Source organism: Nonomuraea terrae (assembly GCF_044465245.1).
Taxonomy (GTDB): domain Bacteria; phylum Actinomycetota; class Actinomycetes; order Streptosporangiales; family Streptosporangiaceae; genus Nonomuraea; species Nonomuraea terrae.
Map to the genome: position 1 here is coordinate 168765 of NZ_JBITLL010000002.1, position 12442 is coordinate 181206.

Below are 12442 nucleotides of genomic sequence, written 5' to 3' on the forward strand. Positions count from 1 at the left end.
GCCGCACACGCACATCACACCTTGCCCGCGGCCGGGCTCGATGACCGAGCCGGAGGACGCGACATGCCTTCACTGAACAGCGGGAGGAACGGATGAAGCCTGCCGAGATCGATGCGCACAGGTCGAGCACGACGACATTCGAGCGGGGAATGCCGGCGGGGATCCGATGACCGCGATCCTTCCGCGGCGACCGGCCACGAACAGGCGGAGAGCGGTGCTGCGCCGGCTTCCCGTCTGGGCTGTCGCCATAGCCGCCGCGGCCGCTGCCGCATGGGTGGCGCTCCTCGCCGACGGCACCCCGGCCGGACCGGCGACGGAGAACCCAGGCAAATTCGTGGTCACGGCACTGGACGCGGTCACCTTCGCCGGGCTCCTGTTCGTCGCGGCCTCCGGGTTCACGCTGATCTTCGGGTTGATGCGAACGGTGAACATGATGCACGGTTCGCTGTTCCTGCTGGCCGCCTACACCGCCATCGGGCTGCAGGAGGCCATGGTCGGCAAGTCCCGCAACATCACTCCGGCGGATGTCGGTGTGCTGGACTGGCTCGTGCCCATGCTGGCGGGCGCCGGCGTCGCGGCGGTGCTCGGCCTGGTGATCCAGCAGGTGTTCCTGCAGTGGAACGAGGGCCAGGAACTGCGCCAGACGCTGGTGACGCTCGCCATCACAGTGGTGCTGGCCGACCAGATGCTGCGCGAGTTCGGCGGGCTGGCGCAGCGGATGGTCTGGCCCGGTGCCGTCACCCATTTCCTCACCATCATGGGTGAGCGGTACGCCGTCACCCGCCTGTTCATGCTCGGCGTGGCCGTGCTGGTCGGCGTGCTGCTGTGGCTCTGGCTGACCAGGACGAGCATGGGCATGGTGATCCGGGCGGGCGTCGACGACCGCCAGATGGTGCGCGGGCTCGGCATCAACATCCGGCTGATCTTCGCGATCACGTTCTTCGTCGGCTCCTTCCTGGCCGGCGTGGGCGGGGTGCTGGGCGCGTCGTTCGCCGGCGCCGCACCGGGCACGGACGGCAGCTGGCTGCTGAACGCGCTCGTCGTCGTCATCATCGGCGGGCTGGGCTCGCTCAAGGGCGCGGCGGCCGGTTCGCTGCTCTACGGCACCGTGGTCGCGTTCTCGCCCGCCTATCTGCCCAGCCAGTACTCCTACTACGCGATCATCGTGACCTTCGCCCTGCTGGCCCTGGTCCTGGCCGTCCGGCCGTACGGGCTGTTCGGGAGGCCGGCATGAACATACGCGGCCTGCCGACCCGGGGCAGCCTCGTGTTCGCCGGGCTGATCGTCGCCCTGCTCGCGCTGCCGAATCTGGCGACGGCGTTCTTCGTCAACTTCGTGATGACCCAGACCCTCGTCCTGGGGCTGGCCGCGGCGACGATCGTGTTCCTGGCCAAGTACGGCGGCATGACCTCGCTGGCGCAGCTCCTGCTGTTCGGCGTCGCCGGCTTCATGTTCGGCAACGCGGCCCTGGAGGCCGGTGCTCGCGGTCTGAACCTCGGCTGGCCTCCGTGGGCGGCGGTCGGGTTCGCGATCCTGGTGACCACCGCCGTCGCGTTCGTGCTCGGCGCGATCGCCAGCCGGACCGCCGGCATCTACTTCCTGATGCTGACCCTGGTCTACGGGGTCATCGGCTTCTTCGTCTTCGCCCAGATCGTCGAGATCTCCGGTCCCGGCGGCATCACGAGCATCCAGCGGCCGGACCTCCTGGGGCCCCCGGTTCGGCTGTACTACGCGAGCCTGCTGCTCTCCGTGCTGGCCTACCTCGGTTTCCGGGCGCTTGGCCGGACGGCGTTCGGGCTGGCCCTGCAGGGCAGCCGCGACGACCCGATCCGGATGGCGTCGCTGGGGTTCAACGTGCCGCTGCACCGGACGCTGGCCTTCACCCTGGCCGGGTTCGTCGCCGGGTTGGCAGGTCTGCTCAACGTGTGGTGGAACGGCCAGATCGATCCCGCGTCGATCTCGATCGGGCCCACCCTGATCCTGCTGATCATCGCCGTCATCGGTGGCATCTCGTCCTTCGAGGGCGCCTGGGCAGGCGCATTCGTCTACGTCCTGGTGCTCACCTACCTGCGTGATCTACCGCTGATCGATCGGATCGGCGTCACCGAGGCCCGGTTCAACACCGTGATCGGCGTCATCGTACTGGCGATCATGGTGCTCTCCCCTGAAGGGCTGACCGGGCTCGCCCAGCGACTGCGTCGCCGTCTCGGGCGTCGCAGCACCATCGCGCCGGACCCGCCGACCGGCGGATCGGTGGCCGTTCGCAAGCCCGCGAAGGAATTCGGAGGAACACGACCATGAGCAGACTGAGGCGCCGAAAGACGCTGGCGCTCGCCATGGCGGCGTGCCTGGCGCTGGTGACCACCGCATGCGCCGGCGGCGCCGACGACTCGGCCGGGCTGCCCGCCGACCAGCAGACGTCCGCTGGGGGGACCGTCAGGCCGCCCGCGGAGGGCGATGGCGTCCGGCTGGGGATCCTCGGCCAGTGCGAGGGGCCGTTCGGCGGCTTCCACGAGGACGTCGTGGCCGGCACGACGCTCGCCCTCGCGCGGTTCGCCGGCGCGAAGCCGAACTCGTCGACCAGCGCGCTGGAGGGCTTCACCGGCGCGGAGGTCGCGGGGACCCCGATCGAACTCGTCGGCATCGGCTGCGGCGACGACACCGCCGACCGCATCCTCCAGGAGGTACGCCGCCTGGTGGAGCAACTCGGCGCCAACGTCATCATCGGCCCGCTCTCCGGCGACGAGGGCATCGCCATCGCCGAGTACGCGAAGGCCAACCCCGGACTCACGGTGTTCGCCGGAATCTCCGGCTCGCAGGAGCAGACCCTTCAGGTACGGGCACCGAACTACTTCCGGTTCTACGGCGACGGCGCGATCTGGAGCGCCGGCCTCGGCGACCTGCTGTACAACAAGGAAGGCTGGCGGAGAGTCGCGGTCATCGCGGACGACTACAGCTTCGGCCACACCTCGGCGGCCGGATTCGTCGCCGACTTCTGTGCCGTCGGCGGCCAGGTGACCCATCGAGTGTTCCCGCCTCTGGGCACCACCGACTACTCCTCCTACATCGCCCAACTGCCGAACCCGGATGAGGTGGACGGCTACTTCTGGGCCGTGGGTGGCACCGGGACACAGGCCGCGCTCGAGGCGTTCGTGAACGGCAAGGGCGACCTCACAGGGGACCAGCACGCGGGCAACATGTTCTTCAACCCGGACTTGGCCCAGGTGCTCGGACCCGACATCGCCGGCGCCTACGTCGGTGGCTTCGCCACGCTGCCCGGTGACGTCCGAACCTCGGAGATCGAGGAGTACCTGGCGAGCGCCGACGCGACGTGGGACACCATTCCGGGGTCGCTGAGCAGCAACGAGCCCGCCAAGCCGTCGGTCGCCGCGGCCTTCGGCTTCTTCTACGGCTACTACACGGCCGGCGTGGCGCTGGTCGAGGCGCTCAACGCGGTCGGCGGCGACATCTCCGACCTCGATGCCTTCCACACCGCGGTCGCCGGCCTCACGCTCGACCTCCCGTACGGCGACATCAGGCTGGACGAGAACCGTAGCGGCATCGTCGACGTCGGGCTGTCGCGGCTCGCGGTCGATGGGACCGGCGAGGTCGTTCAGCAGACGGTGGCCATCGTGCCCGGCGTCGACCAGACCTTCGGCGGCACGTTCAGCCCGGACACGCCGTCGCCGGGGCGCGACTTCCCAGCGTGTGAAGAGCGTGACCTGCCCTGGACCGGCAAGGCCATCGCGGTCGTCGACGGCGTGCCGCAGAACTAGGAGATCCCGGTCATGGGCTACACCAGCGCCGCGCGCTCCGAGCCGGCCGGCTCGACGGGGGTCATCCAGGTCAGCGCCGTCACCGTGGCGTTCGGGGGCCTGCTGGCCCTGCGCGGTATCGATCTCGATATCGCGCGGGGCGAGCGGCTGGCGATCATCGGGCCGAACGGAGCCGGCAAGACGACCCTGTTCAACGTGATCGCCGGCGACATCGCGCCGACCGGTGGTTCCGTCGTCATCAAGGGCGTGGAGTGCACACACCGGCCGTCGCGCCACCGGACGCGGCTCGGGATGGCTCGGACGTACCAGCAGGCGCGGGCCTTCGCCGGTCTCACGGTGCGCGAGAACATCTATCTCGCGCTCGCCGGTCATCGGAGCCGGCATCGGGCGCTGTGGCGTTCGTCCGTCGACCGCAGGATGGACGAGGAGGCGGCCGAGGTGGCACGGCGGGTCTGGCTGTCGGCGCAGCTCGACTCCCTCGCGGGGGAGCTCGCGCACGGTCAGCGGCGTCAGCTCGAACTCGGGATGGCGATCGCCACGAGCCCGGACGTGATGCTGCTCGACGAACCGGCCTCCGGCCTGTCGCGGGGCGATCGCGAGCGGCTCGTCGAGCTGCTCGAGTCGTTCGACGAGCACCTGACCCTGCTGCTCATCGAGCACGACATGGACGTGGCGTTCCGGGTGGCCCAGCGGGTGGTGGTGATGGCCGACGGCGAGCGGGTCACGGCCGGCACCCCCGAGCAGGTGCGCAGCGATCCGCAGGTCCATCAGATCTACCTCGGCACGGAGGCGCCGGCATGAGCACCGCAGCCCTTCTGGACGTCCGCGGACTACGGGCCGGCTACGGCGCGTCCGTGGTCCTGGAGGATCTCAGCTTCAGCATGGGAGTCGAGGCGGTCGGGATCGTGGGCCGTAACGGGATGGGCAAGACCACGCTGTGCAACACGCTGGTCGGATTCCTCCCGGCGTCGGGCGGCGAGGTTCTGCTGCACCGCGAGCGGGTCGACGGACGGGCACCGGAGAAGATCGCAGGCGCCGGCATCGCCTACGTCCCGCAGGGCCGGCGGCTGTTCCCGTCGCTCACCGTCGATGAGCACCTGGCCATGCTGGCCAGGAGGACGCGGAAGAAGCGGTGGACTCCCGAGGGGGTTTACGAGTTGTTCCCGCGGCTCGCCGAGCGCAAGAAGCATGGTGGCGCCGATCTGTCGGGTGGCGAGCAGCAGATGCTCGCCGTCGGACGGGCGCTCCTGCTGAACGCACACCTGATCGTGATGGACGAGCCGTCAGAAGGGCTGGCCCCGACCATCGTCGACATCCTCGTCGATGCCGTCCATCACCTGGTCGACGAGGGGGTGGCCGTGCTCGTCGTCGAACAGGATCTGCGCGCCGCGGTCCGGATGGCCCCTCGCCAGCTCGTCATGGTGTCCGGCCGTATCGAGGCCGAGTTCACCGGCGACGAGCTGCTCGCCCGGCCGGACCTGCAACGCCGGTATCTCGGTGTCGGCACTGCGGACCGGTCGCCCGAGTGACGTCCCGTCCGCACAGCGCTTCCGCACTGGGTAAGACGGCGCACCTGCCGGATCTTGGACTGTGGAGCGAAGAACGAAAGGAATGGAGGAGCGATGAACGCGACGAGGACGTTCGGGGTCAACACGTGGGTGTGGGCGTCACCGCTGACCGACCAGCGGCTGGCCCGGCTGGCGCCGCGGATCCGGGAGTGGGGCTTCGACGTGATCGAGCTTCCGGTGGAGAACGCAGGCGATTGGGACCCCGAGCGCGCGGCGAAGCTGCTCGACTCGCTCGGTCTGGCGGCCACCGTCGTCCTGGCCATGGGACCGGGTCGTGAGCTGGTGGCGGCCGATCGAGAGACGATCGCCGCCACTCGTGACTACATGCGCCATGTGGTCGACGTGGCGGCGACCGTCTCTTCGCCGGTGGTGGCCGGCCCGGCTTACACGTCGGTGGGACGTACCTGGCGGATCGGCGACGCGGAGCGGCGCGCCTGTTACGAACAGCTGCGGGACAGCCTCGCACCGGTGGTCGAGCATGCGACGGGCGCCGGCGTCACTGTGGCCGTCGAACCCCTCAACCGGTACGAGACCAGTCTGATCAACACCGTCGGCCAGGTGCTCGAGGCGCTGGAAGGTCTACCGGCCGCTGGCGTGGCGCTGGACATCTACCACATGAACATCGAGGAGCAGAGCATCCCCCAGGCCATCCGGAAGGCCGCGGACCGGATCGCGCACGTGCAGGTCAGTGCGAACGATCGGGGAGCACCGGGCGCGGATCACCTCGACTGGCCCGGCATCGTCAGCGCACTCGAGGCGGCCGGGTACCGGGGCCCGCTCGTGATCGAGTCGTTCACCGGGGACAACGAGACGATCGCCACGGCCGCTTCGATCTGGCGGCCGCTGGCGGAGAGCCAGGACGCGATCGCCGTCGACGGGCTCTCCTTTCTTAACGGCGTCGTGCGAGGAGGAGGTATGCCGTAGCGGCCGATGACTCACCCGATGAATGACGACGGTTACTGGTCGATCGTCGATCCATATCCGCCGCCTAGAGAGGGAAGGGATTATGCGACGACGTTATTGGTACATCCCGTTCATGGTGTTGACGGTCCTCCTGGCCCCGATCGTCCCGGGAACCGCCAGCGGCTCCGCACGAACCTCCGCAGCCGAATACGACGTGCTGTTCTTCCACAAGACGACCGGCTTCCGGCACGAATCGATCCCGTCGGCCATCGCCGCCGTCGAGGAGCTGGGCGCTGACAACGACTTCTCGGTGACCGAGACGCAGGATGCGTCGGTCTTCACCGACGAAGGGCTGTCGCAGTATGAGGCCATTGTCTTCTACACCGACGGTGAGAACATCCTCAACGCCGACCAGCGGCTGGCTTTCGAGCGTTACATCCACGGTGGCGGCGGGTTCGTCGGATTACATTCGACGACGAACATGCACAAGAACGGCTGGGCCTGGTGGTCCGATCTCATGGGCGGCGCGTTCTTCCAGAGCCATCCCTCCGGCGCCGACCAGTTCCAGGAAGCCACCGTGCGGATCGAGGACTCCGCGCATCCGTCCACCGCCGGTCTGCCGGCCGCGTGGGTCCGCGAGGACGAGTGGTACAACTTCACCGCTAATCCACGCGAGAAGGTGCACGTTCTGGCGACGCTGGACGAGTCGACCTACAACCCGGGACCGGACGCCATGGGTGCGGATCACCCGATCGCCTGGTGCTCGAACTTCGACGGCGGGCGCACCTGGTACACGGCGCTGGGCCACAACCCGGAGCACTACGCCGAACCCGAGCTGCGCGAGCACATCCTCGGCGGCGTCCAATGGGCGGCGGGCGTGGCCGAGGGCGACTGCGGGGAGCCCCGCGACGGCATCCCCACCGAGTCGTCGTTCGAGAAGGTCACGTTGGACGACAACACCGCCAACCCGATGGAGCTGGCCGTCGCCCCCGACGGGCGGGTCTTCTACGTCGAACTGGGCGGCGCGGTGAAGATCTACGACCCCAAGACCGGCGCCGTGAAGGTCGCCGCGGAGATCCCGGTCCACCGCGGCAACGAGAACGGGCTGCTGGGCATCGCCCTCGACCCTGACTTCGCGACGAACCAGCATCTCTACCTGTTCTACAGCGCGCCGTCGCCGGAGGTGCAGCACCTGTCCAGGTTCACCCTTGACGGCGACACCCTGGACATGGAATCCGAAGCGGTCCTTCTCGAGGTCCCGCACCAGCGGGAGGTGTGCTGCCACTCCGCCGGCTCGATGAGGTTCGGCCCCGACGGCAACCTGTACGTCTCCACCGGTGATGACACCGCCCATTTCGCGTCGCAGGGCTATGCCCCCATCGACGGGCGCATCCACGACGAACACCAGAGCGAGGACGCCAAGCGCTCCTACGACGCGCGGCGCACGTCCGGCAACACCAACGACCTGCGCGGCAAGATCCTGCGGATCACGCCCGAGGACGACGGCACGTACTCGATCCCGGAGGGGAACCTGTTCCCGCCGGGCACCGAGGGCGCACGTCCCGAGATCTACACGATGGGCCACCGTAACCCGTTCCGGATCGCCATCGACGACGAGACCGGGTGGGTCTACGCCGGCGAGGTCGGGCCCGACGCGGGCAGCGACAACCCCGACCGCGGTCCGCGCGGCTACGACGAGTGGAACCAGATCCGGGAGGCCGGAAACTACGGCTGGCCGTACTGCATCGCCGACAACAAGCCCTACCGGCAATGGGACTTCGGCGCCGGCACCCCGGGTGAGTTCTACGACTGCGAGAACGGCCCGGCCAACGATTCACCCTTCAACACCGGCCTGGACGTCGTCCCGCCGGCCAAGGACGCGTTCATCTGGTATCCGTACGGCGAGTCTCCGGAGTTCCCGGAACTGCCCCAGGGCGGCGGCCGCACCGCGTACGCCGGTGACGTCTACCACTACGAGGAAGGGCTGCTGGGCGACGGACAGTTCCCGGAGTACTACGACGGCGCGGTGTTCGTCATGGAGTGGTCTCGGAAGTGGATCGGCGCGCTCAGGCTGGACGAGAACGGCAACTACCAGAGCTTCGAGCAGTTCATGCCGAACATGGAGTTCCGCAGCCCGCACGACATGGAGTTCGGGCCGGACGGAGCGATGTACCTGATCGAATGGGGCGTCGACTTCAACTACGCGGGAGAGAACGTCAACCCGGACTCCGGCCTCTACAAGATCAACTACACCCAGGGGGCACGCACTCCGATCGCGGAGGCCGGCGCCGACAAGGACTCCGGACCCGCTCCGCTGGAGGTCGCCTTCTCCAGCGAGGGAAGCCACGACCCGGACGGTGACGAGCTGACGTACGCGTGGGACTTCGGCGACGGGACGACGGCGGCGGAGGCCAACCCGACCCACACCTACACCGAGCCGGGCGAGTACACCGTGCGGTTGACGGTCTCCGACCCGTCGGGGCGTTCCAGCAGCTCCAACCTCGTGATCACCGCAGGGAACACCCGTCCCGAGGTGACGATCGAGCTCCCCGTCAGTGGCCAGGTCTTCGACTGGGGCGACGAGATTCCCTACAAGGTGTCCGTGGTGGACGCCGAGGACGGCTCCGGTGACGCGATCGACTGCGACCGGGTGACCGTCCAGCAGGGCCTTTACCACGACGAGGGCGGCAACGCGCACGTGCATCCCGGACAGGCGCAGACCGGCTGCGAGGGTGTGCTCGCCACCCAGGCCGACGCGGAACACGGCGACGCCGCGGACATCGCACTGACGGTGACCGCCGGCTACGTCGACCGCGGCGGCGAGTCCGGATCACCGGAGCTGACCGGTGGCGTGACGCATTTCCTGCAGCAGAAGCGGAAGGAAACAGAGCACTTCAGCGACTCCTCAGACGTCAGCGTCGGCGCTGCCCGCGACGAGGAGACCGGTGGCGGCGACGCGATCACCGGGCAGGACGGTGCCTGGGCGTCGTACGAGCCGTACAACCTCAAGGGCATCGGCGAGGTGACGCTGCGCGTGGCGGCGGCCGACGACGCCACGATCGAGGTGCGGCGGAACGCGCCCGACGGTGACCTGCTCGGCACCGCGGAGATCGAAGGCGGTGTCGACCTCGCGAGGGCCGGCGGTCCTGAGGGGTTCGGCAACGCCGTACGGCTCAACGGCCCAAGCCCGCTGGAGTACGTGGAGCTGCCCGAAGGCATCGTCAGCGGTGCCGAGAACTTCACCATCTCCGCGTGGGTGAACTGGGACGGCGGCCAGAGCTGGGCCAGGATCTTCGACTTCGGCTCGGGCACGGACAACTTCATGTTCCTGACGCCGAGTGCCGGTGGCGGCAACCTCAGGTACGCGATCACGACCGGTGCCGGTGAGCAACAGATCAACGGCTCGCAGCCGCTGCCCAGCGGCGGCTGGCACCACGTCGCGGTCACTCAGTCGGGCACGACGGGCACGCTGTACCTGGACGGCGCACCGATCGGGACCAACGCCAACCTGACGCTGACCCCGTCGGACCTGGGGCAGACGCCGCAGAACTGGATCGGCGAATCGCAGTGGACGGCGGACCCGCTGCTCAACGGCACCGTCGACGACTTCAACATCTTCGGCCGGGCTCTCACGCAGGAGGAGATCCGGGCGCTGGTGGACGGCGCAGGCGGCGGTGACATCGGCGGCGGCGACGTCGCCTGGTACCAGTTCGACGAGGACGGCGGGGCCACGGTCGTGGACTCCTCCGACCAAGGCAAGGACGCGAGCATCGTCATCGCCGAAGACGCCGCGACCTGGCAGAACGTCACGTTCGACCTGAACCAGACCGAAGGCACGTTCCCGCTGCACCTCACCTTCCCGGACGGCCCGGTGCGGGTGAACTGGATGGAGTTCGGCGAGGGGGACGTCGATCCAGGTCCAGGCGCGTGCACCGATCCCGATCCGCGGCGGACCGTCGTCATCGGTGACATCGACAGCGGCGTGCCGAACCGCGACACCGGCAGCGGATGCACGATCAACGACCTCATCCTGGACGAACAGCCGTGGAAGAACCACGGTCAGTTCGTCAAGCACGTGCAAGGGGTGACGGCTCAGCTCGTGAAGGACAACGTGATCGACAAGAAGGAGGCGAACCAGATCACCCGTGCCGCCGCTCGCAGCACGATCGGCCGCCGCGACTGAGCGGCTGACTCGGCTTCTCCTTCAGACTCGGGTGGCCCGGGGAGACCTGTTCTCCCCGGGCCACCCGGCGCGCGGATGCTTAACGCTCATGAGATCGGATGAGCTCCCGTCCGAGCCGACCGCGTCTCCGAGGTAGGACCTGGTACGTAATGGGCATCCGGATTCGGGGCCGTGAGGGGTTCATGTACGGCCTCGGGGAACATCGGTACAGCGGTTAACGCTGAAGCCGATGATCACGAGTAATCGTCCAGACTGTGGATTAAAACGACTCAGCTACCGGCGTTGCTCGGCGAGCTGGTGGTCGGCGGCGGTGCGAACACGTCGTGTCCTTCCATCGCTGGCGAGCAGCCGCAGAGCAGCCGGTGACGTCAGGATCTGCACAGCCGTGCGCTGGAACCAGTCGGAGGCGTGCAGGCGGCGAACGAGGAACTCGTGCTCTCCCACCTCGGTTGCCATGGCGTGGAACCAGTCGCCGAATCCAGGGTCGGTGAGCAACTGGTGTGCCCGTCGGTCCAGATGCCGGGCCGCCGCCGACCGCGCCATCGCCTCATCCGGATCGCGCAGGATCATCCGCACCAGCTCGGCTTCCTCTCGGCAGACGTCCGCCAGCTGCTGAAGGTAGCGGTGGAAGCGCTGATGCTCGTCCTCGTCCGGCTGGTTGCCGGTGTCGCTCCAGCCGCTCACGCTGCGACTTCTTCGGGCGTTCGACGAGCTTGCCGTTGATGAAGGTCGCGCCGGCACGGACCAGGGCCACGAGATGGGGAGCGTTGACCGCGCGCCAGCGGCCCTGAGCCGACTCGATCAGATTGAACGCCATGGCCAGCGCAGCCGCCCGGGAACCGGGCCCCTTGGTGACCTTGGTGCGATGCCGGACGGTCGCGAACGTCGACTCGATCGGGTTGGTCGTGCGCAGATGCACCCAATGCTCGGCCGGGAAGTCATAGAACGCCAGCAACTCGTCCACGTCGTCGACGACCTTGGCCACGGCCTTGCCGTACTTGGCCCCGTAAGACGCGCTGCGCCGGGCTCATGATCAGCACAGCAGATGGCGATGCACACTCGGCGCGTGACTGAGGGACCTGGCCGCCGATCGAGAGCGACAGCCGCCCGCTACGACTGGGAGCGGGTTCGACTTGACCGAGTCATCGGTGGCCGAGCCTTCGATGAACGGGGCGATCTGCTCGCTGTGGTGCGCGGCTCCACGCTGCATCAGATGCCGGCATCGGACGCAAGCGTGGAGCGCATATCCACTTCTAGCCGCGCGGCAGCACGGCCGCAGCGATGATGACATTGTTGACGATGGTCGCGGTGACGGTGCGCGCCACAGCTGCCGCGGCAGCGCCGGCGCCCCAGTTGCCCTTCTTGAGTTCCTCGGCGCGGGTGATCACGGGAGAGGTCCAGGGGATCTCCGGATCGAACTGCGGCAGCGTCCCGCTGCCGTAGACGAGAGCCGCGAGAATGGCGGCACGGGGCGATGGATCCGCACCGTCGACGAGCACCGCCCGGACGTCGGCGAGCAGGCCGTCGCGACGGCCGCTGCCGCCGTCCTCGAGCACGCTCGTATTGAAAAGGCCCAGCGCTTTGCGCGTGCCGCGGCGGACGTCGCCGCGTTCGACGAGTCTGTCCAGAAGCGGTTCGCGCAAGGTGGGGCCGATGGCGGCGAGCACCGTCTGGACGCCGCGGGGCTTGTCGGCGACGTACTCCCACGCGGAGCGGAGGATGTGATCCTCTGGCGGGTTCTCCGCCACGGCCTCGACCGTGGTGGTGCCGACCTTTCCGGTTCCGGTGCGGACGTGTTCGCCGAGACCGAGGTCTGCGAGCACCGCGCCTGCGAGGACGTAGAAGAGCGTGTTCTCCCCGGCGATCGTTCCCGTGCCCTGCCGCAGACCGGAGTTCGGCTGGAACAGCAGAAGCAGGAGATCTTCCGCAAGCGTGGGGACGCCGGGCGTTGCCGCTTCACCGGGAGCTTCCGAGCCCGCACTGCTCAGGGACTCCTCCGGTTGCTGAATCAT

The 12442-nt window shown here is 68.4% G+C and carries 9 protein-coding genes and 1 pseudogene; 7 read left to right on the forward strand and 3 right to left on the reverse strand.

Annotated elements, in window-relative coordinates; translation table 11 throughout:
- Positions 1 to 166: 166 nt before the first annotated feature.
- The 7 genes from ACIBP6_RS06985 (at position 167) to ACIBP6_RS07015 (ending at position 10430) form a co-directional block, all read left to right on the forward strand.
- Positions 167 to 1234 carry a branched-chain amino acid ABC transporter permease gene (locus tag ACIBP6_RS06985; RefSeq protein WP_397049611.1) on the forward strand — a complete coding sequence of 356 codons (1068 nt, stop codon included), beginning with the start codon at positions 167 to 169 and terminating at the stop codon, positions 1232 to 1234.
- Positions 1231 to 2301, forward strand: a complete 1071-nt coding sequence (locus ACIBP6_RS06990) for a branched-chain amino acid ABC transporter permease (RefSeq protein ID WP_397049613.1) — start codon at positions 1231 to 1233, stop codon at positions 2299 to 2301. The genes ACIBP6_RS06985 and ACIBP6_RS06990 overlap by 4 nt, the downstream gene beginning before the upstream one ends.
- Positions 2298 to 3776 carry an ABC transporter substrate-binding protein gene (locus ACIBP6_RS06995; protein WP_397049614.1) on the forward strand — a complete coding sequence of 493 codons (1479 nt, stop codon included), beginning with the start codon at positions 2298 to 2300 and terminating at the stop codon, positions 3774 to 3776. Before ACIBP6_RS06990 ends, ACIBP6_RS06995 begins: the two co-directional genes overlap by 4 nt.
- A 12-nt stretch (positions 3777 to 3788) precedes the next feature.
- Positions 3789 to 4577: an ABC transporter ATP-binding protein gene (locus ACIBP6_RS07000; protein ID WP_397049616.1), complete on the forward strand. Its 789-nt coding sequence runs from the start codon at positions 3789 to 3791 to the stop codon at positions 4575 to 4577.
- Positions 4574 to 5305 (forward strand): ABC transporter ATP-binding protein, encoded by a 732-nt coding sequence (locus tag ACIBP6_RS07005; protein ID WP_397049618.1) that lies wholly within the window; start codon positions 4574 to 4576, stop codon positions 5303 to 5305. The genes ACIBP6_RS07000 and ACIBP6_RS07005 overlap by 4 nt, the downstream gene beginning before the upstream one ends.
- Positions 5306 to 5398: 93 nt before the next feature.
- Positions 5399 to 6268 carry a sugar phosphate isomerase/epimerase family protein gene (locus ACIBP6_RS07010; protein WP_397049620.1) on the forward strand — a complete coding sequence of 290 codons (870 nt, stop codon included), beginning with the start codon at positions 5399 to 5401 and terminating at the stop codon, positions 6266 to 6268.
- Between the two features lie 82 nt (positions 6269 to 6350).
- On the forward strand, positions 6351 to 10430 hold the full coding sequence (locus ACIBP6_RS07015; RefSeq protein ID WP_397049622.1) for a ThuA domain-containing protein: 4080 nt from the start codon (positions 6351 to 6353) through the stop codon (positions 10428 to 10430).
- A 273-nt stretch (positions 10431 to 10703) separates the two neighbouring features.
- Here ACIBP6_RS07015 and ACIBP6_RS07020 read toward each other — a convergent pair whose 3' ends face one another.
- The 3 genes and pseudogenes from ACIBP6_RS07020 to ACIBP6_RS07030 all read right to left on the reverse strand — a co-directional run bounded on the left by ACIBP6_RS07020 (position 10704) and on the right by ACIBP6_RS07030 (position 12442).
- The gene (locus ACIBP6_RS07020) at positions 10704 to 11000 is read right to left on the reverse strand and encodes a hypothetical protein (protein ID WP_397049624.1); all 297 of its coding nucleotides are present in this window, start codon (positions 10998 to 11000) and stop codon (positions 10704 to 10706) included.
- 127 nt (positions 11001 to 11127) lie between these two features.
- Positions 11128 to 11439, reverse strand: a pseudogene (locus ACIBP6_RS07025) (transposase); the annotation flags it as partial.
- Between the two features lie 244 nt (positions 11440 to 11683).
- On the reverse strand, positions 11684 to 12442 hold the full coding sequence (locus ACIBP6_RS07030) for a GOLPH3/VPS74 family protein (protein WP_397049626.1): 759 nt from the start codon (positions 12440 to 12442) through the stop codon (positions 11684 to 11686).